Raw genomic sequence first — 22,122 nt, forward strand, 5'->3', positions numbered from 1 at the left:
ATGGACCTATGGCGCGCCTGAACTACAACGAGCTCAACGACACCATCCGCTACACGATGTGGTCGGTGTTCCGGGTCGAACCCGGCAAGCTTCCGGACGACCGTTCGGCTGCTGCCAGCGAGACCCAGAACTACCTGGACGCGTTGGAGGGCAAGGGCGTCGTCGTGCGCGGCGTCTACGACGTGGCCGGTCTGCGCGCCGACGCGGACTTCATGATCTGGTGGCACGCCGAGGAGATCGAGCAGGTGCAGGCCGCCTACACCGGCTTCCGCCGCACCCCGCTCGGCAAGGTCTCCACGCCGGTCTGGTCGCAGGTCGCCCTGCACCGCCCGGCGGAGTTCAACCGCAGCCACATCCCCGCGTTCCTCGCGGGTGAAGAGGCGCGCAAGTACATCTGCGTCTACCCGTTCGTGCGGTCCTACGAGTGGTACCTGCTGGACGAGGGCGACCGCCGCAAGATGCTGGCGGACCACGGCAAGGAAGCCCGCGACTTCCCGGACGTGCGCGCGAACACCGTCGCGTCGTTCGCTCTCGGCGACTACGAGTGGCTGCTCGCGTTCGAAGCCGACGAGCTGCACCGCATCGTCGACCTCATGCGGCACCTGCGCGGCACCGAGGCGCGGCTGCACGTGCGAGAGGAAATCCCCTTCTACACGGGCACCCGCGTCCCGGCCGCCGAACTCGTCCTTAACCTGCCGTGACCCGATAAGCCCGGATCACAGTCAGCTCAACGGTTCCACCCCTGGCGTCCGTCGCAGTGGCCTTCAACGAAGTCCACTGCGCGTTCGTCGGGTTGTAGACCAACGCGCTGTTGCCGACCACGCCCGCACGGCGCCACGACTTGCCGTCGTCGTGCGAGTACTCGACTCCGGTGATGCGCACCTTGCCCGCGTCACCCTGCGTCTGCGTGAGCAAACCGATGCGCTGCAACGTGCCCGCGGGCACCGCACCGTTGTCGTCGAGCTTCGGTTCGAAGCGCACCACCGACAACGGCGGCGCGTCGATCTTGCCCTCGGTGCCCTTGGACTTGAAGGTCCACGCGGCGGACACCTTGGTGCTGAACTCGAACTGCGAGCTCCGGTCGAGGCTCATCTCGGCGCGGAAGTCGCCCTGTGCCAGCGGCACGTTCTGGAACGAGCCACCAGGCGTGGCCGTCTCGCCGATCAGCACACCGTTGCGGTACAACGCGGTCCTGGCGCTGTCCACAGTGGACCTTCCGTCGCCGTGAGTGGCGTCGCTGACGAGCGGGACGCTGACGTAGAACTGCGAGCCGTACCGCTCGACGAACCCGTACTCCGACTCGGGCAGGCCCGGTGAGAACACCGGCCGGATCTCACGTTCCCGGTAGGTCTTGCCCGCCTGGTACTTGCGGAGTCCCGACGTGACGCGTTCCTGCGCGCCACTGGCGTGCTGCGTCATGATCGCGGACTGCCAGCGCAGGCCCTCGGTCGTCACGTAGTCGACCGCGGTCGCGCCGACGGCCACCGGGTAGAGCGCGGTGCCGCCGCTCAAACCCTGCGGTGACAACGGAAGTTCGCCCTTCGAGGCCGTGCTGCCCGGCTTCTGGCCACCGATCGTGGACTCGACCCTGGCCAGGTCCTTCTTGGCGGGCGCCTTGGTCAGACCGACGGGAAGGCCGCCGGCGACCGGGTAGGCGAGCCGGTAGAACGCGTGCGGATCGGCCGCGGAGTTCGCCTGCAGCATCGCGAGCGACGACAGGTCCGCCGGCGGGAGCGGGTCGCCGGCCTGGCCGACCGCGACGCCCTCGAAGCCGCCGAACATGACCAAAGTGGACTGCATGCGCGGTTCGCCGCCCACCGAGCGTTTGACGGCGATCACCCCGAGCGTGAAGTCGCCGACCGGTTCCGGCGCCGTCACCGACACCGGCTGCGCCAGGCGGGCGTCCTGCTTGATCGTCAGGTCGCCGGTCAGCTTCACGTCGGGCTGGAAGACGATGTCCATGCCCCGGGGGCCGTTCCCCAGCGTCGTGTCGAGGTAGTAGGTGCCCTTGGGCAGGCGGACCTTCTGGTCTCCCGCGCCGAAGAGCGGCTTGAACGTGTCGTTGTCCAGGCCGACGAGGAACGTGAAGGAGTCCGCCGGGTCCTGTCCGTCCCGGTTGATCATGTCGATCGTGAGGGTGTAGCTCTCCACCTCGCGGTCGACGCCGACGAGCGTGCGGACCGTGTGCGTGCCGGACGTGGCCACGATCTCGCCCGAGAACGTGGCGTCCTTGGTGCCGACGCGGGTGTCACCGGTGAGGGTGACCGATGCGGTGCCCTTGGCGGGCACGGTCACCTTCGAGGCGCTCAGCGTGAACATGCCCGCCGGGGCGCTGCCCTTGAACGCGAGGTCGAGCGTGATCGCCGCGTCCGTCGGGTTGGTGTAGGTGATCGGCTTGGTCACCGGCTTGTCGTCGCCGTGCGGCCACTCGTGCAGGCCGAGGTTGACCGACACGTCACCGGTCAGCACCTGGCCGATCGCCTTGGCCACGTCGATGCGCCCGGCGCCCTGGTCGAACGCGCTGAGGCCCGCGGTGGGCTTGGCCGTGGTCGCGAGCACCGACTTGAGCTGCGCGGGCGTCCACTCCGGGTGTTGCTGGCGCAGCAGAGCCGCGGCACCCGCGACGTGCGGAGTCGCCATCGACGTGCCGCTGAACGCGACGTGGTCGCTGGTGCCGGCCTTGGCCGCGACGATGTCGACGCCCGGTGCGGTCACCTCGGGCTTGAGCCCGCTGTCTCCCACGCGAGGGCCTTTGCTGGAGAACGGGGCGAGCTTGTCCTCGCGGTCGACGGCACCGACCGACAGCGCGGCCTCCGCCGTGCTGGGCGAGCTCACCGAACCCGGCGAACCCGAGTTGCCCGCCGCGATGACGAACAACGTGCCGTACTGGGCCGTCAGGTCGTTGACGGCCTGCTCCAGCGGGTCGACCTCGGGGGTGTCGCCGCCGCCGAGGCTCATGTTGACGACCTGGGCGCCCTGCTCCGCCGCCCAGCGCATGCCGTCGAGGATCCAGGACTCCTGGCAGCCGAACTCGACGCAGACCTTCGCGTCGAGCAGCTGCGCACCCGGGGCGACGCCGCCGTACTTCGAGTCGTGGCTCGCCACGGTCGAGCCGACGTGCGTGCCGTGGCCGACGTTGTCGGTGTTGTCCGGGTCGGTCGTGAAGTTCTTCTCCGCGATCTGCTGACCCGCGAGGTCGGGGTGCTTCTCGTCGACGCCCGTGTCGACGATCGCGACCTTGATCCCCTTGCCGGTGATGCCCTTCTGGTGGGCGGCCGGCGCGCCGATCTGGGCGACGCTGCGGTCGAGGCTCGGCTTGCGGATGCCGTCGAGCCAGACCTTGTCGCCGGTCGCGGTCTCCGACTTGAGCACCGCCCAGTCGTTCGAGGATCTCGCGCCGACCCTGGCGCGGCCGTCCACGATCAACGGCATGCGGTCGCGGTAGCCGAACTCCAGCAACGTGGTGACGTCGAAGAGCCTCCGGTCGAGCCGGCCCGCCGCCAGGGGCTCGAAGGCGTCCTTCGGGACCACCAGGGTGTGACCGTTCGCGGTGCGAAGGGTCTTGAAGATCATGTTCTTGCGGCCCTCGCCGGGCTGGATCGCGACGACCTGCCTGTCGTGTCCCAGCAGGACCTTGTCGCCGGTGACGAGGGTGACCTCGTCGGCGGTCTTCTGCGGGGCGTTGCCCGCTGGTGGAGCGGCCGCGGCTGTGGCGGCCGGTGCCACGGTCAGGGCGAGCGCCGTGACGGCGCCCAGCACTTTGGTTTTTCCGCGCATTCGAATCCCCTCGTGGTTCGAATTTCTGCGCGCTGTGGTCCGCGCAGGCCGGAAGGCCTTCCGCGGTAAAGCGAAATGCGTAAAAGGTCCCCCGACCTTTCGAACGTATCGAGGTCACAACCCGGTAACACAGGGCCGAACGGGGGATTCTGGCCGTCGAATCGTTCGCCCGTCAGTTCGACTGCCAGAACTTCCAGCGAGCCTTGCGTTTTGCTGACAGTTCTCCGGAAGCACGGCACCATTCCGCGAACGATGCGGCATCCTCGCGCGCGCGTGACCCCGCACGACGTGGGTGTTCGACGGCGTAGGCGTCGAAGAGCGGCCGGAACCGGTCGCCGAGCTCGTCGGCGACGGCGGGCCCCAGCATCCGCACGATGCCGCGCCGTTTCGACAACAACGCGCGGCGTTCGACAGCCAGTCGTTGTTCGTCGAATCCCGCCGGTGCGGGTCCGTTCCCGAGCAATGCATTTAGCAGCTCCGCCTGTCGGCTGGCAAGCCTTTCGCGTGCCGCCGAAACTTCATTCTCGTTCACGATTTCAGCCACGGTGTTTGTCCACGACGGCGCGGATCGCGGCCAGTTCGCTCGCGATTTCGGTGTCGGAGGGATAGTTGTCGTCGCGTTCCAGCAGAACGCCGGGAGGGGCGACGCGGGAGCACAGCTCGTCCAGCACTTCCAGGACTTCCGGCAGAACCGCGTGGGCGTGCGTGTCGTGGTAGATGTCGCCGTGCTGCTCGCCGCCGGCCACGTGCACGTAGGCCAGCCGCTCCAGCGGGATCTCGTCCAGGAACCGCTCCGGGTCCGTGCCGATGTTGCGGGCGTTCGCGTAGAGGTTCGCGACGTCCACGAGCAGCCAGCAGTCCGTGCGCTCCACGAGCTCGGCGAGGAACTGGCCCTCGGACAGCTCGCCGTCCGGCCACTCCAGCAACGCGGCGACGTTCTCCAGCGCGAGCGGCACCGGCAGGTTCTGCTGCGCCAGCTTGACGTTCGCGACGAGCACGTCGAGCGCGTCCTTGGTGCGCGGCACCGGCATCAGGTGCCCGGAGTCGAGTCCGCCCGCCCGCACGAAGCACACGTGATCGCTCACCATCGGCGCGCCGACCGCCTCGGCGACCGCGCCCAGGTGCTCGACCCGGTGCAGGTCGACCGGGTCCGCGCCTCCCAGCGACAGCGACACGGCGTGGGGGAGCACCGGGACGCCGCGTTCCAGCAGCAGCGTCACCGACTCCGGCAGGTGTCCGATGTGGAGGTTCTCGGCGACGACCTCGACGAAGTCCACGCCGGGCAACCGTTCCACCGTCAGGTCGATCTCCGAGCGCCAGCCGATGCCGACACCCAGGTCCTTGATCCCCGCCATCAGTCGCCTCCTCCTCCGCCGCCACCACAGCTGCTACCGCCACCGCAGCTGCTGCTGCCCGACGAACAACTGCTACTGCTACCACAACTGCTGGAGCCGCAGCCGCCGCTGCCGCATCCCGCCGCGCTCGAGGCAGCTCCACCGCCACGCCGGCCGGCCTTCTTCTTCCGCTTGCGCGGCAGCATCTTGGCCACGCTCTGCGGCAACCCGAAGAGCTCGGCGACGGTCTGGTTGCCCACCCTGCCGCGGAAACCCTCCAACGCCACGGCGAGAACCCTGTTGCTCGCGGTCACGTCCTTCAGTGCCGCCCGGCCCGCCCTGGTGAGCGGTTTCGCGCCATATGTCCAATACGCGGCGCCCAGGAACCCCACCGCGCCGAAGAGCGTCCACGGCTCCAGGAAAGCGGCCAGGCCCAGGACGACGCCGATCACGAGGAAGACCCACCACGCCGCGAGCCGGGGCCGGGGGTTGCGGGTCAGCCGCTGCGCGCGCAACTGCTGGTGCAGCGACCGCATCTCCGCGCTCTTCGCGGCGTTGCGCACGACCGCGTCGAACCGGACCGGCTTGCGCAGGCCGATGAGGATCAGCGTCTCGACCGCGGTCGTGGCACCCAGATCGGTCTGGTGCACGGCGGACACGATCCCGTCGCGCGACACCCGCACCAGGCCGGCGTCGAGCAGCCTGGCCAGCGCGGTCTCCGCGGCCCTGCCGGGTCCCTCCGTCAGGTAGCCGATCTGCTCCGGGGGCACTCGCGTGCCCGTGGCCGCCGTTGGCGCCGCCATCAGTCTCCTCCTCCGCCACCGCCGCAGCTGCTACCGCCGCCACAACTGGAACTGCCGCACCCGGAACTGCCGCAGCTCGACGACGAACCGCACCCGCCACCGTTCCAGATGGACCTCCGCCGCGCCTTGGCGGGCCTGCGCGGAACGATCCCCACGACACGACGCGGGAAGTCGAACAGCGCCCCGACGTCCTTCCCGCTGACCTTGCCGTCGAACCCGTGCAGCGCCACCACGTGCACCCGGTCGCTCGCCTTCACCCGGTTCAGGGCCTCCCTGCCCGCCTGGGTGATCGGGCCGCCGCCGTACTGCCAGACGAAGAAGCCCAGTGCGATCGCGGTGGCGACGAGGAACACCGGTGAGGCGAACGCCAGCACCACCGACACACCAGCGACGGCGAGGGAGAACCACCTGCCGTCGTAGCGGCGGTGAGGCACCCGCATGAGCTCGCGGCTGAGCAGCTGCCGGTACAGCTGCGCCACCTCCGTGCAGTTCCTGGTCGCCAGGACGATCGCGTCGAACTGGATGGGCGTGCGTGCGAAGCTCAGCATCCGCGCTTCGACCGGTGTGGTGGTGCCCTGGTCGTCCTGGTGCACCGCCGAGACCATTCCGTCGCGGGACACCCGCAGCAGGCCTCGGTCGAGCAGCCTGGCCAGCACGGTCTCCGCGGCCCGTCCGGGACCGGCCGTCAGAAAACCGGCCTCCTCCGCGGACAGCAACGCCCCCTGCGTGTCTGCCGATTTCGTCATCGGTTCCCCCTCAACTGCTGGAGCTGCTGCAACTACTGCTACTGCTGCTGCAACTCGAGCTGCTGCTACAACTGCTGCTACTGCTCGAGCAGCTGCTACTAGAACTGCCGCAGCTGCTGGAACTGTTGCAGCCACCGGTCGAACAAGTGCTGCCACCGCAGCTCGACGTGCCGCCGCAGTTGTGGTGATCCCAGTCGTACGAGCTGCAACTGCTCGCGGCGATGTACGAAGTGGACGTCGCCGAACGCTGCTTGCCGCGGCGCAGACCGAACAACGCCACCGAGTCCGCACTGCTGCGCGGGTTCCTCAGCGCGTACATCCACACGGTCTTGCCGTTCCTCGTGAGCCTGCCCGGGTTGCGCAGCAGGATCGCGAGGAACACCAGCAGCGCCGTCAGCAGGAACAGTCTCGTGTCGATCGCGAAGGCGACGAACACCGAGACGAACGCCAGCATGAAGAGGATCACCCGCAACGCGATCTTGCCGCCGCGGGGTTTGCCGAACTGGCGATGCACCATCCCGCGGGCGACGAGGCTCTCGTGCAGCGCGCCCATCTCGTGGCTGGCTCTCGTGACCTGCACGACCTGGTTGATCGGGCGGGCGGTGCCCCGGAGCCCGGCGAGGACGTACGCCTCGAGAGCGGTCTGGGCGCCGTACCCGTTCTGGTGGACGGCGGTCACGAGTCCCTCGCGGGAGATCCGCACGAGACCGCCGTCCAGCAGCCGGGCGAGAACGGCCTCGGCCGCTCTGCCCGGTCCCCCTGTCAGGAACCCGATCTCCTCCGCGGACCACGTGGTCTGGTGCGGTGTCGAAGATTTGGACATCAGCACTCCCCTCACTGGTGTCAGTGCATCTTCGACGTGAGATCTACCCCTGGGTTCCTGGTGTTACCTGAAAAGAACCGAACATCGGATCAGCTGCCGCCACCGCACCCGCCACCACAGCCGCCGCCTCCGCCACAACTGCTTCCGCTTGAACACGAAGAAGAACTGGACGAACACGAGCTGTAGCCGGTGCTGCTGCTGTAGCTGCCGGAACCGGAAGAGGCGAGCAGCGAGGTGCGCACCGCCAGATCCGGGTAGACGATCAGGCCGCCGAACAGAACCGCGCCGGCCGCGCCCCCGTACACGACCTCGTCCACGCTTCCCGCGGACCTGGTGCTCGTGGTGCGAGCGCCGTCGAGCACGCTGTTGCCCTTGCTGGTGCGGACGTGCTTGCCGCGCCGCGTGAGGAGCAGGATCAGCAGGCCCGTGATGACGAGTTGCAGCGTGAGCCAGCCGATGTTCGCGCCGATCGCGAGGCCGTTGACCCAGCGGGCGATCCCGATCGCGAGCAGCACCCACAACGCGATGGATCCCTTGCGCAGAGCGCTTTTCGCGACATCCGGGTCGACGACCAGGCCCATGTCCCGCAGACGCTGCCCGATCGCCGTGACCACGCCGTCCTTGGCGACGGCCGGGATCATCAGGTTGACGGTGCGGTTGGTGTAGCGCTGGCTGTCGGTGATGACGGCGCGGTCCACCTGGTTGAGCGACTTCGTGTCGGTCGTGACCTGAACGGTGCCACGCCGTGAAGTCCTGAGCTCACCCGCGGTGAGCAGACGCGCGATGGACGTCTCGACCACACGCCTTGGACCGCCCGCAAGATATGCGAGCTCGTCCATGTCCAGGGAGCGCACGGGCTGGGTGCTGTGACCCGCCCGCACGCGTACCCGAACGACGATCGCGACCAGCACGGCCAGTGCCAGCCCGATCCAGTACAGCTGAAGGAACTCCGGTCCGGACAATCCCCAAGGCCTCTGCATGCGACCCACCCCCTGACTGCCCCGAAAGTGCTTCGGTGCGTCAATGGTGTGGTCCGCGCCACAGCCTCACAAGGCTTGTTGACGAAGCCTTAGGGTTGCCGGTTTTCGCGGTGTGACTAGCTCGACGAGCCGCCATCGACTCCACTGGAGCCTTCGCCGTCGGTGCCACGCAGGACGATGCGGAAGATCATGGTGCCTCCCAGGTCTGTCCGGATCCTTGGTGACCGGACTGAGGCTCAGTCTCCTATTCGGACGGAACGAGTTTCAAGGAGACGGAGTTGATGCAGTAGCGCTGGTCCGTGGGGGTGGGATACCCCTCACCCTCGAAAACATGCCCGAGGTGGCTGTGGCACGTGGCGCAGAGCACCTCGACGCGCTTCATGCCGAGCGCGCGGTCCTCCCGCAGGATGACCGCGTCTCCTGCCAGCGGCGAGAAGAACGACGGCCAGCCGCAGTGCGAGTCGAACTTGGTGTCGCTGCGGAACAGTTCGGCCCCGCACGCACGGCACTCGTAGAGGCCCTCGGTCTTGGTCTCGGTGTACTCGCCGGTCCACGGACGCTCGGTGCCGGCCTGGCGCAGGACCGCGAACTCGGCGGGGTTGAGCTGGGCGCGCCATTCCTCTTCGGAACGCACGACCTTGGGGGTGGTGCCGACAACAGGTTCCATGACTCTTTATAACTCCGCGGCGCCCTCGGGGCTTCCCGGCGGGGGTGTGGGCTGCGGCGCCGTAAGGCCCCGTTAAGGACTTGTTCTCGTTTGGAATCAGAAGATGATGACGAGGATGTCGCCCAGCGCGAACCAGATCGTGAGCAGCACGCCCAGCAGGATGAGCCCCACCACGGTGACGGCGACGAGCCGCTGGTGCCCGGTCGTGCGGTTCGCCGAGTCGGCGAAGTCCTGCACGCCGTCCAGGTAGCCCTCGACGGTGAAGCCGGGGCGTTGCCGCTTCATCTTGTCGAGATGGTCGGCGAACGCCTTCGTCTCGGGATCGTGTGGGTCGAGGCCGATCAGTTCCTCCTGGAACCTCTCGTTCTCGTCCTTCGAATCGCCCATAACTCCCAGCTTAGTGGCTGGGGGAGGGGATTCCGGTGTGCCGGGCGTTCACCGCCGAAGTGACGGTCAACTCGCGAGCGCGAGCGACGGCTTGACGGCGCCGACCGCGCGGCCGTGCCCGAGAACCGGCACGGTGGCGAGGTCCTCGACCTTGCTCACGTCCACGCCGAGCCGCTTGAGCACCGCGACGATGACGACCGCGCGGGCGCGCGACGACCCGTCGGCGATCTTCAGCGCCACGCCCTCGCCGGTGGGCAGACCGACCGCGTAGACGCCCTCGGCGCCGTCCTTGGCGATGACGCCGGGCAGGGCGCCCATGAGCACGGTGACGTCGCGACCGGTGCCGCCGACCCACTGGGGGTAGGTGTTCATGGCGGTGGCGACGCGGTGTTCGAGGGTGCCGGGGGCAGCGGCGGCGAGGCGGCCGAACGCGCGGGCGAGGCCGGTGAGGCTGATGGCGAAGATCGGGGCGCCGCAGCCGTCCACGCCGACCTGGGCGACGGGCTCGCCGGCCACGTCCTCGATCGTCTGGCGGGTCGCGACCTGCAACGGGTGCGTCGGGTCGAGGTAGCTCTCGGTCGGCCAGCCGTTGGCGACGCACGTGGCGAGCATGGCGGCGTGCTTGCCGGAGCAGTTCATGTACTTCGGGGCGGCGGCGAGGCCCTGCGCGAGGTGCTGGGCGCGGGCCTGCTCACCGAGCGGCAGGTCAGGGGTGCACTGCAGCGCGTCCTCGGTCAGGCCGGCCGAGGCCAGGATTCGCAGGGCGCCGTCGACGTGGAAGTCCTCGCCCGAGTGGGAGGCGCAGGCCAGGGCGAGCAGTTCGCCGTCGAGGTCGAGACCGCTGCGCAGCATCGCGAGGGCCTGCAGCGGCTTGTTCGACGAGCGCGGGAACGCGACGTCGCCGGGGCGGCCGACCGACAGCACCGGGGAACCTGACGCATCGGTCGCGACGACGGTGCCGTGGTGCACGGACTCCAGGAAGTCGCCCCGCCAGACCTCAGCCACCACTTCGTGTCCCATGTCGCCCCTCCCGCACTCAGGTTCCGAGAAACTGCCAACTGTCGACAGTTGACATGTTCGCTAGTTTAGCGGGAGGACGGCCGGTGCCGTCCAGATCAGGAGACGAAGGTGACACCCCCGACGCCCTTGCACCTCAGTCTGGCCGGGCAGGCCGTGGACGTGCTGCGAGAGCAGGTGCTCACCGGGGAGATCCCTCCGGGCTCGCGGGTCAACGAGGTCGAGGTGGCGCACAAGCTCGGCATCAGCCGCGGCCCGTTGCGCGAGGCGATCCGGCACCTGGCCTCCGAGGGCCTGCTGACGCTGGTCCCGCACCGGGGCGCGTTCGTGCCCGACGCGAGTCCCGACGACGTCAGGGCGATGTTCGAGCTGCGGACCGCGCTGGAGTGCGCGGCGGCGGAACTGGCGGCGTCGCGGCGGACCGATGTGGATCTCGTGCGGCTGCAGGAGGTCTGCGCGGAGAGCCGGCGCAACTACAAGGCAGGGCAGCCGTTCCCGTACCGGCTGGACCTCGCGTTCCACCAGACGTTGCTCGACGCGGCTCGCAGTCCGTACATCTCCGAACAGGTCCGGCTCGTGCAACAGCGCGTGGTGCTGCTCCGCAGTGCGCTGGCGGACGACCCGCCGCACCAGCACGCGTCGATGGACGACCACGACGAACTCGTGCGAGCGATCGCGGACGGTGACGCGGCCAAGGCGGGGACGGTGATGCGCAGGCACCTCTCTCGGGTGTGTGCGCAGATGCTCACGAGTTTGACCCACTAACTTCTGTTGTATGACGTTCGGCGCCCGGCTCGTGCAGCACCGCAAGAACGCCGGGCTCAGTCAGGAAGAGCTCAGCGAACGGTCCGGTGTCAGCGTCCGCGCCATCAGCGACATGGAACGCGGCCGCGCCCGTTCCCCGCAGCGCCGCACGACCGAGGCCCTGCTCGACGGGCTGGACCTCGACGAAGCCGACCGCGCCGAACTGCGCCGCCTCGCCAGGACCGGCCGGGTCGCGCTGACCGGCCCGGTGTGGTCGCTCCCGATGTACGTCGCGGACCTCGTCGGCAGGGACGCCGAACTCGACGCCATCGCTGAGAAGCCCGACGGGCTCGTGGTCGTCCACGGCGCCGCGGGAACCGGTAAGACCAGCCTCGCGGTGAGGGCCGCCCATCTGCTGGAGGGCCGCTTTCCGGACGGTCAGCTGCTCATCGACCTGGAGGGTTCCGCACAGCCACTCCAACGGTTGCTCAAAGACTTGGGCGTACCCGCCGAACACGTTCCTGAGGACGTGAACGGCCAGACGCGGCTCTACCGGTCGTTGCTCGCGGGCAAGCGCCTTCTGCTCGTGCTCGACGGTGCGCGCACGGAGGAGGAGATCCGCACGCTCCAAGCCGATCCGGGCTGCCTCACGATCGTCACGTCCCGGCGCAGGCTCGCCGGGCTGGCCGGAGCCACCTGGATCCGGCTCGGCGGGCTCACCGAACCGTGCGCCGTCGAGTTGCTCGCGTCGATCATCGGGGCGCACCGCGTCGAGGCCGACCGCGAGAGCGCACGGGCACTCGTCCGGCTGTGCGGGATGTCGCCGCTCGCACTCAGGATCGCCGGCAACCGGCTCGCCAGCCGCCCGCGCTGGCCCCTCGGCCATCTCGTGGAGCAGATCGAGGAACGCCGCCTGGCCGCGCTCACCGCGGGCGACCTCGACGTGCGCGGCGCGTTCGAGGTGTCGCTGGCGCACCTGCCCGAGACCGCGCGGCTGGTGTTCCGGCGGCTCGGACTGCTCGTCGGCACCCACGTGACCCCGGCGCTCGCGGCTGAACTGGCCGGCCTCCCCGTCGCCGAGGCCGAACAGGCGCTGGAGGAACTGACCGACGTCAGCCTGCTCGACCCCGACGACCACGGCTACGCGATCCACGGCCTCGTCCGGACGTTCGCCCGCGGTCTGATCGACGCCACCGACGCCGACGCCGACCGCAGGATGCTCGCGTCGTTGCTGGAGACCACGGTGGCCGCCGGAGTCCTCTTCGGACAGACGGGCGACGCGCGGCGGGTGAGTCCGCGAGGCAGGGCTTTTCCCGACGTGGCAACGGGAAGGCGCTGGCTGGACGAGCACCGCGACCTGCTGCCCGAGATCGTCGAACGGGCGCAGGCCAGGGATCTGCACGACGAGGTGGCCCGTGCGGTGATCGCACTCTCGCATTACGCGGCCATCGAACCGGGGTTGGTCTGGGAACGCGTCTACCGCCTCGCCCTCGCCTCCGCGCGCGAGCCGTGGCAGGAGATCGTCGTGCGCGGCCAGCTCGGCTGGGTGCTGTTCGACGTCGCCGGCCGGTCGGGTCCGGCGCTGGAGGTGCTGACCCGCGCGGCCCGCGTCGCCGAGGAGTCGGGGGAGACCGGGCACCTCGGCTGGGTGTGGCTGATCGCGTCGGCCGCGCACAGTGGGCTCGGCCACTTCGACGAGGCCGAACGCGTGTGCCTCCAAGCGATCGACTCGATGCGCGAACCCATGGACGAGCACTACGCACGGTCCGTGCTCGGCGTGCTGTGGCGATTGATGGACCGGCCCATCGCCGCCGTGACCGCGCACGAAGAAGTAGCGAAGGAACAACGCGCCTACGCCAGCACCATCTACGAACTCTCAGCACTGGGCCGCACGCTCGGATGGCTCGGTCTCGCCCTGATAGACGTCGACAGGCCCGATGACGCCGTTGCGGCGTTGACCGAGGCCGAGGACGTCTACCGGCGCGCGCAGATGGCGTCCTGGCTCGCAACGACGTTGTGGCACCGCGCCCTTGCCCACCGCGCGGCCGGTCGGCTCACCGAGTCCGACGAGGACCTCGGCCAGGCGCTCACCGGGTTCCGCGCGATCGGCGACGGACTCGGGGAGATCGAGATCCTGCGGGAACTCGCCGGCAACTCCGAGTCACGGGGCGACCACAGCGCGTACGAACATCATCTGCGAGACTCGCTCACGGCGTGCGAACGGTGGGACACCGACGCGACGCGCGAGATCGCCGCCGAGGTGCGGGAGTGCTTGGCCAGGGGGTGAGGGCATGCGGGCGACCACCTTCAGCGAGTTCCTGCGGTTCTACCGGCGCCGGGCGGCCCTCACCCAGGAGAACCTCGCGGCGCGCGCCGGCCTGGGCGTCCGCACGCTGAGCGATCTCGAACGCGGCCGCGTGCACACCCCGCAGGCCCAGACCGTCGACCTGCTGGTGGCCGGGCTCGGCCTGGACGGCGCCGAGGCTCAGGAGTTCGTGGCGCTCGCACGGTCGTCGGAAGCCGCGCGACCACGTCCCGAACGCACGGACTGCGCGCCACCTCAAGCGGAACCACTCATCGGCCGTGAAGCAGAGCAGCAGCAGCTGGCGGAGTGCATCTGCCGTGCAGCCGCGTCGTCCGTGCTGGACGTCGTTGTCGTGCACGGACCTCCGGGCGTGGGGAAGACCTCTCTCGCGGTCGACGCGGCGCACCGGTTCGCTGGCCGGTTCACCGACGGCTGCCTGCACCTCGACCTGCGCGGCATGGACACCTCGCCGTTGTCGGCGGAACGGGCGATCGCGCGGCTGTTGCGGGCGTTCGGCGTGCCGGACGCCAAGATGCCGTCCGATCCCAGCGACGGACTTCGCCTCTACCGGTCGATGCTGCGCGAGCGGACCGTGCTGCTCGTGCTCGACAATGCCGCGAACGAGGCCCAGGTCCGGCCGTTGCTCGCCGCCAGCCCCGGCTCGCTCGTGGTCGTGACCAGCCGCAACGTCCTGGCGGGCCTGAACACCCGCTCTCGCGTGGATCTCGGTCCGCTGCGGCACGACGGTGCCGTCGCGTTGCTCGCCGCGACCGCCGGTGCCGAGCGGATCGCCGCCGATCCCGAGTCGGCGGACCGGGTCGCGACGTTGTGCGGTGGCGTTCCGCTGGCGCTCGCCATCGCGGGCCGCACCACGTCGTCGTTGCGGCACCTCGCCGAGCAGCTCTCCGACGAACGCGCACGCCTGGACGTGCTCGCGACCGGTGACGTCCAGGTCCGCACGGCGTTCGAGCTGTCCTACCGCCTGCTCGCGCCCGAGACCGCGACGCTGTTCCGCAGGCTCGCGCTGATCCCCGGCCCGGACACGTCCGTCGCGCTCGCCGCGGTGGCCGCCGGGATCGACGACGCCGAGACGGTGCTGGAGGAACTGGTCGACGCGAGCCTGCTCCGGCCGGACGTTCCGGGCCGGTACTCGTTCCACGACCTGATCCGCGACTACGCGCGCGAACGCTTGCACAGCGACGAAACCGACGTGGAGACGCACCGCCTGCGCACGCGCGACTGGTTGCTGGCCACCGCGACCCGGTCCGCGTCGGCGTTCCTGCCCGACCAGGGCGCGCCGGACCTGGTCATCGCGGGCCGCTGGTTGTCCGACGAACTGGCGAACTGGCGCGGGGCGTTCCGGGAGGCCGTGGCCGACGGCGCCCACGAGCAGGTGCTGGCGCTGGCGAGGTCGATGCACTGGTACTCCGACCACCGCGGCACGGGCGAGCTGTGGCTGGAGATCTACACGGCGGCTGTCGCCGCGGCCGGTGAACTGGGCGAACGGGAGCGGCAGGCCCAGCAGCTCAACTTCGTCTGCTGGGTCTACGTCGCCCGCCACACGCACATCCCGCTGGCCCTGCAATGGCATGAAGAGGCGTTGCGGGTCGCGCAGGAGTGCGGCTCGGTGCAGGAGACCGCCTGGGCGCACTACTACCGGTCGGCCGTGGAGACCCGTCTCGGCGACCACGAGGCCGGCGTGACGCACGCCCGGCGTGCCGCGGAGTTGTTCCGGCAGACCGGCCAGCCGATGAACGTGGTGCTCGCGCTGTCGTACTCCGGTGTTCTGCTGCAACGGCTGGGCCGCTTCGCCGAGGCCGTCGAAACGCACCGTGCGTGCGTCGAGGAGGAACGCGCGCTGCGGGGCGATCAGAGCGGCGTTGCCCTGGAGAACGCCGCCCAGCTGCTCCTGCGGCTGGCGGACGCGCTGGTCGCGGCGGGCGATCACGCGGAGGCGCTCGAGGTGGTGGCGCTGGCCGAGGAACTGACCGGGCGGGGAGCGGCGAACCTGCTGTCGATGGCCCGGCACACCCGCAGTCACGCGTTCGCCGCGTCCGGACGGCTCGCCGAGGCGCGGGACCAACTGGCCGGGGCGGTGGAGTCGCTGTCCGACCCGGAGGTCAGGGTGTCGGTGCTGATGGAACTCGCCGGGCTCTGCGACCGCATGGACGACCGCGACGCGGCGATCGGGCACCGGGTGCGCGCGCTGGCCGAGTGCGAGGGCTACGAGTCGCCCGGCATGACCAGGCTGCAGCACGACGTGGCGGACGCGCTCGGAATCCGGTCAGCGCAGGACGGTGCTCAGGAACGCGTCGGCGTCGAACCGCTCTGAGCCGGCCGGAACGAGCCGCCAGGTGGCGTCGAGGAACTTCCGCAGCGTGCTCGCGGGCACCCGGAACACCGTCATGTGCCGGTCCGAGACCAGCTCCAGCACCAGCACGCGGCTCGAGTGCGGCCGCAACCGCACGTCGCCGTCGCCCGCTCTCATGCTCATGCCCTCGGCGAGCAGGTCCCTGCCCATGACCCAGGTGGCGACGGAGCCGCCGGAGCGGAACTTCATCGTGACCGCGAAGGGGTCTTCCGACCGGTAGAGCAGCTCGGTCTCGACCGGCGCGGTGGAACCGTTCGGCCGGACGAAGTCGAAGACGGTGCGTGACGCGACCCGCATCGGGACTCCCTGAAGTGTTCGCCATGGGTACTCAAGACATCACGTAATGGGCACCGAATTGGTTCATCGTGTCCTGTTGCCATTACCAATTGATTGGTCGAATGGTTTTCGCGTTCTCCTGCCGGCGCGTCGGGCGCGATGCTGTGCGAAGGGGCAGACCTGCGGAACTTCTGCCGGTCCTTCTGCATGGTCCTGCCGGGGTCGCTCGCGATTTGCTGGCTGACATGGTTGCCCCACTTCGCCCCGGCCTCGACGGTCTCGTCGGTACCGCCGTGCGCAGGGCCGGTGGCCTGCTCGTGGGCCGTGAGCGGGAGATCGCCCTGTTGACGGACGTGCTGAGCGGTGGCGCTCGATCGTGCGTTGTGCATGGTGCAACTGGTATGGGCAAAAGTGCATTGTTGTCCGTTGCGTCTTCAATCGCGTTGCGCAGCGGGTTGCGGCCGGTTCGCGGTTTGCGGGCGTTGAGCGGGGTCGACAGCCAGACGGTGCTGGTGGTGGACGACGTCGAACGGCTCAGCGAGGAAGAGGTCGATCGGCTGGCGCGATTCCGGGGCGCGGTGCTGCTCGCGGGCGACTGCGATCCGGACGACTTGGCGGTTTTCGACGCCGTGCGGGTGCCGTTGCGGCCGATCGGCGCGGAGGCCGTGGCGGAGCTGATCCGGCGGCGGTTCGACGTCGAGGTCTCGCCGGAGCTGGCCGCGTCGTGCCTGGAGTACAGCGGTGGCGCCCCTGGGGTGCTGAGCGATGTGTTAGAGGTTGTAACGGACGTTACTGTCTCTTCGTTGCGCGTGATGTTCCCTGTTTTGCGAGTGCCCCGGCTGTTGCGGGCCGTGCGCTGGAGCCGGCAGGCGCTGGACGCCGACGCGGTGGCGGTCGCGCGAGCGCTTGCGGTGCTCGGGAGCGCCTCGCTGGACGTGCTGTGCGAGGTCGCCGGAATGGGGTCGTTCCGCACGCTCGCCGCGTTCGAACGCCTTGTCGACGCGCGCCTGGCCGTCGATGAGCCGATGCGCGTCCGGACACCTGCGCTGAGCCACGCGTTCCGGCACGAGATGGTGCCCGAGGAGCGCGAACGCCTGCACCGCGCGGCCGCTCAGGTCCTGCATCGGAGGTGTGATTCACCGGCCGCCGTCGCCGAGCACTTGGTGGCGTGCGCGGAACCCGTCGGCGCGGGGTGGACGGCGCCGGTGCTGCACGGCGCGGCGCGACTGCATCGGGCGGCGGGACGGCCGGAGCAGGCGGCGAGGTGTCTGCGCGCGGCGCTGCGCGAACCGCTGACCGGAGAGGTCGCGGCGGAGGTGGCCGTGGCGATGGCGGATCTTCACCTGCGGTGCGGGATCGCGCCTCGGGCCGGCGAACTCGTCCGGCAGCGGGCCGCCGCCGGGGACTGGTTCGACGCGGTGGTGCTCGACTGGCAGTGCGACGAGGACCTGCCCGGCGGCGACCCGGTCGTTCCGGAAGATCCCGAACAGGTGCTGCGGGATCTTCCGGAGAGCGGACCGTTCGTGGTTCCGTTGCTCGCGCTGGCCGGACTCGGGTTGCTGCGACGGGGTTCCGAACAGGTGGTGCTGGATCTCGCGCCACAGCTGCGCGGTCGGCTCGTCGGCGCGGAACGGGACTGGCTGACAGCGCTGGAGATGTGGGCGCACCGGGCCAACGGCGACCACACCGAAGTCTCCCGGTTGATGCGCGAACTCGCCCAGGCGTCGCCGTTGCGCGGCTGTGTGGCGTTGGGCGCGGCGGCGTTCGTGGCGTCCTGTGTGGACGTTGGACGTCCGGGTGAGGCGCTGGAGATGTTGGTGCGACTCGGTTACACGGGAGCGTTGTCATCGGCTTGGGCGTGCGTCTTGCTGCTGCGCGAGCGTGCCCGCATGCATCTCGCTCTCGGTGCCGCCCGGGCCGCCCTGGCCGATGCCGAACGGGCGGGCGCCGCCGACCTGGCGGACCAGGCGCGGGCGGCGCTGGCGGTACCGCGGCACCGGCCGGCGCGCGGGGCGGCGTGGGACAAGCTGACGCCGCACGAGTCCCGAATCGTCTTGCTGGCACTGGAAGGCGAGACGAATCGGGCGATCGCCGCGCGGTTCGGCGTCACGCAACGGGCGGTCGAGCTGCACCTGACCCGCGTCTACCGCAAGGTCGGGATCAGCAGGCGAGTGCAGCTCTCCGCCGTCTTCCCCGCCTAGAGCAGGCCCGAGCGCAGCGCCCACGCCACCGCGTGCACCCGGTTGCGCAGCCCGAACCGTTCGAGCAGTTGGTGCAGCGCGTACTTCACGGTCCGTTCCGAGCAGAACAGCCGTGCAGCGACCTCCGCGATCGTCGCGCCGTCGGCCAGCAGCCTGAGCAGCTGAAGGTCGCGGTCGTTCAGCACCGGGGAGCGGTCCTGCACCGCCTGGCCGCCGACCAGCAACTTGACGAGGCGTTCGGCGTTGACATCGGCTCGCCGCAACGGAAGCGCCAGGCCGGCCTGCGCCGCGATCGACGGGGTGAGGTCGTGCACGCGGGCCGCGATGACCACGATTCTGGCGGAACCGCAGGCCCGCAGCCGCGCGGCTTGCTGCGCGCACAGCTCGTTCACCAGGGCCAGCAGCACATGCGCGTCGGTGCGGTCCTGCACCACCCGCACCCGTGGTGTGTTCTTCAACAGGTGCGTCACGCCGGCCGCGCTGATCAGGTCACGGGACTCCACCGCCACGCGCACCGGTTCGATTCCGGAGTCCACGGTTGCCAGGGCACTACTCATGACACGATCGTGCGAAGTTTCAGCCGCCGTCCACTTCGGAAAACCGAACCGATCCGACGAGAACCTGCCGGCCGCGGGCGAACGTGCGGAACTCCCCGGTCGGCCAGCGTTCGATCCGGAGTTCGTCGCCGGGCGTCACGGGCGCTGTGAACCGGGCGTGCAGCTCGGTGAAGTCCAGGCCGCCCACGGTGATTCCGAGCGTGCACAGGCCGTGCAGGATGGGCGTCGCGAACCCCGCCCGCCGGGCGAACTCGGGGTCGTGGTGCATCGGGTTCACGTCGCCGGTCTCGCGGTAGCGCAACGCCTGGTCTTCCGTCGTCTGGAAGAAGCTGGTCTCGTGGCGCTTGCCGGGGACGGCGAACTCGCGCGTCTCCCCACGTTCGCCGCCGAAACCGCCTTCGCCCTTGAGGAAGCACGACGATCGCGTTGTCGCGAAGTCCGACTCCCACGTGCTGACGACGAGTGCGCCGGATCCCTTGTCGTAGATGTTCGTCACGGTCTTGGTCACGACCGTCGAGCCTTGCTCCGGCAGCTTGCCGTGCAGCCACAGCGACTGCTCGGCGTGCAGGACCTGGGTCATGTCGGCGCCGGTCAGCCCGAGCTGCGGGCCACCGTGTTGCAGCAACGGGATGGCGAACGCGGGGGAGTAGCCGCCGGCCGCCGCCGCGTACACCTCGGCGTCGCCGGCCGACCAGGTGCGGACCTGTCGTTCGACGACGCCGAGGATGTCGTGGTTGAGCATCAGCCCAAGATAGAGCTAGCCGAGCGTGCCGCGGATGTTCGCGTGGCCCTTGAGCAGGTTGCGGGCGATCGTGCGGCGCTGGATCTCGTCGGTGCCCTCGTAGATGCGCAGCAGCCGCAGCTCGCGGTACCAGCGCTCGATCGGCAGTTCGCGGGTGTAGCCCATGCCGCCGTGGATCTGCAGCACGCGGTCGACGATCTCGTTGGCCTTGATGCCGCCGTAGAGCTTCGCGATCGACTGCGCCTGCCGCGAGTCCTGCTTCTGGTCGACGAGCCACGCGGCGTGCAGCACGAGCCAGCGCAGCGCCTCGATCTCGACCGCGGAGTCGGCGATCATCCACTGGATGGCCTGGTACTCGGCGATGGGCTGGCCGAACGTGACGCGGTTCTTGGCCTGGTCGATCGACATCTCGACCAGCCGCTCGACGCTGCCGAGCGCGCGTGCGGGCAGCAGGTAGCGGCCCTGGCCGATCCACTGCATCGCCAGGTTGAAGCCCTTGCCCTCCTCGCCGAGGATGTTCTCGTGCGGCACGCGGACGTTGTCGAACACCAGCGCCGCCGGGCCCCACTGGCCCATGGTCGGGATGGGCTCGGACTTCCAGCCCATGTCGCGGTCGACGAGGAAGCACGTGACGCCGCCGTCGGCGCCCTTCTCCTTGTCCGTCACCGCGAACACCATCACGAAGTCGGCCTCGTTGCCCTGCGTGATGAAGGTCTTCTCGCCGTTGATGACCCACTCGTCGCCGTCCCGGACGGCGGACGTGCGGATGGCCTTGGCGTCACTGCCGGCGCCGGGTTCGGTGATCGCGAAGCACGAGACGCGTTCGCCGGAGATCGTCGGCAGCAGGTAGCGCTGCTTCTGCTCCTCGTTGCCGTGGAACAGGATGTTGTCCGCGTAGCCACCGAAGCGGAACGGGACGAAGCTGCGGCCCAGTTCGGCTTCGAGGAGCGCGGTCATCACCGCGCCGAGGCCCATGCCGCCGTACTCCTGCGGCGTGAGGACGCCGAAGAACCCGGCCTGCTTGGCCTTGTCCTGCAGCGCCTTCAGCTCCTCCTTCGGCAGACCCGGCTGGCCCGCGCGTTCGCGGCGCAGCACCTCGGGCTCCAGCGGGATGATCTCCTTGCGCACGAAGGTCCGCACCCAGTCGCGGATCTCCTTCTGCTCCTCGTCGAGCGTGAAGTCCATTGCTTTCCTTTCAGACGAACGCGTTGATGCCGGTCAGCGCCCGGCCGATGAGCAGTTTCTGGATCTGGCTGGTGCCCTCGTAGAGAGTGGTGACGCGGGTGTCCCGCAGGTACTTGCCCACCGGGTACTCGTCGATGTAGCCGTAGCCGCCGAAGACCTGGATGGCGTTGTTGGCGACCCTGACCGCGGCCTCGCTGGCGAAGAGCTTCGCCATGCTCGCCTCGGTGCTGAACGGTTCGCCCCGGTCGGCCAGGTCGGCGACGCGCCACGTCAGGAGCCTGGCGGCGTCGGTGTCCACGGCCATGTCCGCGAGCAGTTCCTGGACGAGCTGGAAGCCCGCGATGGGCTTGCCGAACTGCTCGCGTTCCTTCGCGTACTTCAGCGCGGCTTCGAGGGCGCCCCGCGCGGCGCCGACGCAGCCCGCCGCGACGGACATGCGGCCCTTGTCGAGCGAGCCCATCGCGAGTTTGAAGCCCTCTTCGCTGAGCAGGGCGTCCTCTGCCACCTCGACGTCGTCGAGGGTGATCTCGGCGGTGGCCTGGCCGCGCATGCCGAGCTTGCCCTTGATCTCGGTGGCTTCGAAGCCCGCGGCGTCCGTGGGCACGAGGAAGGCTGAGATGCCCTTCGGGCCTGGTCCACCCGTGCGAGCGAACACGAGCGCGACGTCGGCCCATGTGCCGTTGGTGATGAAGACCTTGCGACCGTTGATCCGGTAGCCGTTGTCCGTCTTGGTGGCCTTGGTCGTCAGACTGCCCGCGTCGCTGCCGGTGCCGGGTTCGGTGAGGGCGAAGCAGCCGATCTGCCGGCCGCTCGTGAGACCGGGCAGCCAGCGTTGTTTCTGCTCTTCCGTGCCGTGTTTGGCGATCGACTTCGCGACCAGCCCGAGCGAGACGGAGATGATCCCCCTGACCGCGCTGTCACCGCGTGCGATCTCCTCGAGCACCAGGCAGTAGGCGAGGTTGTCGCCGCCACTTCCGCCGTAGCGCTCGTCGATGCCGAGCCCGAGGAACCCGACCTCGCCGAGCGCCGGCACCAGGTCCCTGTCGATCGCCTCGTCGCGGTCCCAGCGCGTGGCGTGCGGGACGATGCGTTCGTCGGTGAACCGCCGGGCCAGCTCCCTGAGCTGCCGGTGTTCGTCCGAAAGCGTTAGATCCACAGGTCCTCCCGACTAACCGAACAGTGTTAGGTTAACTCACATGCCCCGGCC

General features: G+C 69.6%; 20 protein-coding genes. 5 read left to right on the forward strand and 15 right to left on the reverse strand.

What is annotated here, in order from left to right; genetic code table 11:
- The first annotated feature begins 8 nt into the window (after positions 1-8).
- A complete protein-coding gene (hemQ, locus tag ACH413_RS32550) occupies positions 9-701 on the forward strand; it encodes a hydrogen peroxide-dependent heme synthase (protein ID WP_360046690.1) in 693 nt (230 codons plus the stop codon).
- Here hemQ and ACH413_RS32555 read toward each other — a convergent pair.
- The 10 genes from ACH413_RS32555 to ACH413_RS32600 form a co-directional block, all read right to left on the reverse strand.
- On the reverse strand, positions 688-3,777 hold the full coding sequence (locus ACH413_RS32555) for a S8 family serine peptidase (RefSeq protein ID WP_360046691.1): 3,090 nt from the start codon (positions 3,775-3,777) through the stop codon (positions 688-690). The two genes, hemQ and ACH413_RS32555, sit on opposite strands and share 14 nt — an antisense overlap.
- A gap of 172 nt (positions 3,778-3,949) precedes the next feature.
- Positions 3,950-4,321, reverse strand: a complete 372-nt coding sequence (locus ACH413_RS32560; RefSeq protein ID WP_360046692.1) for a hypothetical protein — start codon at positions 4,319-4,321, stop codon at positions 3,950-3,952.
- Entirely contained in the window at positions 4,314-5,132 is an 819-nt protein-coding gene (locus tag ACH413_RS32565; RefSeq protein WP_360046693.1) for a DUF692 domain-containing protein, read from the reverse strand. Before ACH413_RS32565 ends, ACH413_RS32560 begins: the two co-directional genes overlap by 8 nt.
- A complete protein-coding gene (locus ACH413_RS32570) occupies positions 5,132-5,914 on the reverse strand; it encodes a TIGR04222 domain-containing membrane protein (protein ID WP_360046694.1) in 783 nt (260 codons plus the stop codon). Before ACH413_RS32570 ends, ACH413_RS32565 begins: the two co-directional genes overlap by 1 nt.
- A complete protein-coding gene (locus ACH413_RS32575; RefSeq protein ID WP_360046695.1) occupies positions 5,914-6,660 on the reverse strand; it encodes a TIGR04222 domain-containing membrane protein in 747 nt (248 codons plus the stop codon). The genes ACH413_RS32570 and ACH413_RS32575 overlap by 1 nt, the downstream gene beginning before the upstream one ends.
- A gap of 10 nt (positions 6,661-6,670) precedes the next feature.
- Entirely contained in the window at positions 6,671-7,483 is an 813-nt protein-coding gene (locus ACH413_RS32580) for a TIGR04222 domain-containing membrane protein (RefSeq protein WP_360046696.1), read from the reverse strand.
- An 89-nt stretch (positions 7,484-7,572) separates the two neighbouring features.
- Entirely contained in the window at positions 7,573-8,463 is an 891-nt protein-coding gene (locus ACH413_RS32585) for a TIGR04222 domain-containing membrane protein (RefSeq protein WP_360046697.1), read from the reverse strand.
- Between the two features lie 244 nt (positions 8,464-8,707).
- Complete coding sequence (msrB, locus tag ACH413_RS32590; RefSeq protein ID WP_360046698.1) at positions 8,708-9,130, reverse strand: peptide-methionine (R)-S-oxide reductase MsrB; 423 nt, start codon at positions 9,128-9,130, stop codon at positions 8,708-8,710.
- A gap of 96 nt (positions 9,131-9,226) precedes the next feature.
- A complete protein-coding gene (locus ACH413_RS32595) occupies positions 9,227-9,517 on the reverse strand; it encodes a hypothetical protein (protein WP_360046699.1) in 291 nt (96 codons plus the stop codon).
- A 66-nt stretch (positions 9,518-9,583) separates the two neighbouring features.
- Positions 9,584-10,537: an asparaginase gene (locus ACH413_RS32600; RefSeq protein ID WP_360046700.1), complete on the reverse strand. Its 954-nt coding sequence runs from the start codon at positions 10,535-10,537 to the stop codon at positions 9,584-9,586.
- Positions 10,538-10,645: 108 nt separating this feature from the next.
- Here ACH413_RS32600 and ACH413_RS32605 point away from each other — a divergent pair, with 108 nt between their 5' ends.
- From ACH413_RS32605 to ACH413_RS32615, 3 genes are read left to right on the forward strand one after another with little or no spacing between them, the layout of a single operon-like run.
- Positions 10,646-11,299, forward strand: coding sequence for a GntR family transcriptional regulator (locus ACH413_RS32605; RefSeq protein WP_360046701.1), 654 nt, complete (start codon positions 10,646-10,648; stop codon positions 11,297-11,299).
- A gap of 10 nt (positions 11,300-11,309) precedes the next feature.
- Positions 11,310-13,565 carry a helix-turn-helix domain-containing protein gene (locus ACH413_RS32610; RefSeq protein ID WP_360046702.1) on the forward strand — a complete coding sequence of 752 codons (2,256 nt, stop codon included), beginning with the start codon at positions 11,310-11,312 and terminating at the stop codon, positions 13,563-13,565.
- Positions 13,566-13,569: 4 nt separating this feature from the next.
- The gene (locus ACH413_RS32615) at positions 13,570-15,915 is read left to right on the forward strand and encodes a helix-turn-helix domain-containing protein (protein ID WP_360046703.1); all 2,346 of its coding nucleotides are present in this window, start codon (positions 13,570-13,572) and stop codon (positions 15,913-15,915) included.
- Here the strand turns inward: ACH413_RS32615 and ACH413_RS32620 are convergent.
- Positions 15,868-16,251, reverse strand: a complete 384-nt coding sequence (locus tag ACH413_RS32620; RefSeq protein ID WP_360046704.1) for an SsgA family sporulation/cell division regulator — start codon at positions 16,249-16,251, stop codon at positions 15,868-15,870. The genes ACH413_RS32615 and ACH413_RS32620 overlap by 48 nt on opposite strands.
- A gap of 224 nt (positions 16,252-16,475) precedes the next feature.
- Between ACH413_RS32620 and ACH413_RS32625 the strand changes: the two genes are divergently transcribed.
- Positions 16,476-18,431, forward strand: coding sequence for a LuxR family transcriptional regulator (locus ACH413_RS32625; RefSeq protein WP_360046705.1), 1,956 nt, complete (start codon positions 16,476-16,478; stop codon positions 18,429-18,431).
- Here the strand turns inward: ACH413_RS32625 and ACH413_RS32630 are convergent.
- Genes ACH413_RS32630 through ACH413_RS32645 form a run of 4 tightly spaced genes read right to left on the reverse strand, consistent with a single transcriptional unit; the run spans position 18,428 to position 22,071 of the window.
- Complete coding sequence (locus ACH413_RS32630; protein WP_360046706.1) at positions 18,428-18,988, reverse strand: helix-turn-helix transcriptional regulator; 561 nt, start codon at positions 18,986-18,988, stop codon at positions 18,428-18,430. The two genes, ACH413_RS32625 and ACH413_RS32630, sit on opposite strands and share 4 nt — an antisense overlap.
- Positions 18,989-19,007: 19 nt before the next feature.
- Positions 19,008-19,730 (reverse strand): MaoC/PaaZ C-terminal domain-containing protein, encoded by a 723-nt coding sequence (locus tag ACH413_RS32635; RefSeq protein WP_360046707.1) that lies wholly within the window; start codon positions 19,728-19,730, stop codon positions 19,008-19,010.
- A 15-nt stretch (positions 19,731-19,745) separates the two neighbouring features.
- Positions 19,746-20,915, reverse strand: a complete 1,170-nt coding sequence (locus tag ACH413_RS32640; protein WP_360046708.1) for an acyl-CoA dehydrogenase family protein — start codon at positions 20,913-20,915, stop codon at positions 19,746-19,748.
- Positions 20,916-20,925: 10 nt separating this feature from the next.
- A complete protein-coding gene (locus ACH413_RS32645; RefSeq protein ID WP_360046709.1) occupies positions 20,926-22,071 on the reverse strand; it encodes an acyl-CoA dehydrogenase family protein in 1,146 nt (381 codons plus the stop codon).
- Positions 22,072-22,122: the final 51 nt, after the last annotated feature.

The sequence above is a fragment of the Lentzea sp. NPDC020367 genome, assembly GCF_044387305.1.
GTDB lineage: Bacteria > Actinomycetota > Actinomycetes > Mycobacteriales > Pseudonocardiaceae > Lentzea.

Coding starts and splice junctions, on each gene's coding strand:
- hemQ (WP_360046690.1), top strand. CDS start 9: ATGGCGCGCCTGAACTACAACGAGCTCAACGACACCATCCGCTACACG.
- ACH413_RS32555 (WP_360046691.1), bottom strand. CDS start 3,777: ATGCGCGGAAAAACCAAAGTGCTGGGCGCCGTCACGGCGCTCGCCCTG.
- ACH413_RS32565 (WP_360046693.1), bottom strand. CDS start 5,132: ATGGCGGGGATCAAGGACCTGGGTGTCGGCATCGGCTGGCGCTCGGAG.
- ACH413_RS32570 (WP_360046694.1), bottom strand. CDS start 5,914: ATGGCGGCGCCAACGGCGGCCACGGGCACGCGAGTGCCCCCGGAGCAG.
- ACH413_RS32575 (WP_360046695.1), bottom strand. CDS start 6,660: ATGACGAAATCGGCAGACACGCAGGGGGCGTTGCTGTCCGCGGAGGAG.
- ACH413_RS32580 (WP_360046696.1), bottom strand. CDS start 7,483: ATGTCCAAATCTTCGACACCGCACCAGACCACGTGGTCCGCGGAGGAG.
- ACH413_RS32585 (WP_360046697.1), bottom strand. CDS start 8,463: ATGCAGAGGCCTTGGGGATTGTCCGGACCGGAGTTCCTTCAGCTGTAC.
- msrB (WP_360046698.1), bottom strand. CDS start 9,130: ATGGAACCTGTTGTCGGCACCACCCCCAAGGTCGTGCGTTCCGAAGAG.
- ACH413_RS32595 (WP_360046699.1), bottom strand. CDS start 9,517: ATGGGCGATTCGAAGGACGAGAACGAGAGGTTCCAGGAGGAACTGATC.
- ACH413_RS32600 (WP_360046700.1), bottom strand. CDS start 10,537: ATGGGACACGAAGTGGTGGCTGAGGTCTGGCGGGGCGACTTCCTGGAG.
- ACH413_RS32610 (WP_360046702.1), top strand. CDS start 11,310: ATGACGTTCGGCGCCCGGCTCGTGCAGCACCGCAAGAACGCCGGGCTC.
- ACH413_RS32615 (WP_360046703.1), top strand. CDS start 13,570: ATGCGGGCGACCACCTTCAGCGAGTTCCTGCGGTTCTACCGGCGCCGG.
- ACH413_RS32620 (WP_360046704.1), bottom strand. CDS start 16,251: ATGCGGGTCGCGTCACGCACCGTCTTCGACTTCGTCCGGCCGAACGGT.
- ACH413_RS32625 (WP_360046705.1), top strand. CDS start 16,476: ATGGTTGCCCCACTTCGCCCCGGCCTCGACGGTCTCGTCGGTACCGCC.
- ACH413_RS32630 (WP_360046706.1), bottom strand. CDS start 18,988: ATGAGTAGTGCCCTGGCAACCGTGGACTCCGGAATCGAACCGGTGCGC.
- ACH413_RS32635 (WP_360046707.1), bottom strand. CDS start 19,730: ATGCTCAACCACGACATCCTCGGCGTCGTCGAACGACAGGTCCGCACC.
- ACH413_RS32640 (WP_360046708.1), bottom strand. CDS start 20,915: ATGGACTTCACGCTCGACGAGGAGCAGAAGGAGATCCGCGACTGGGTG.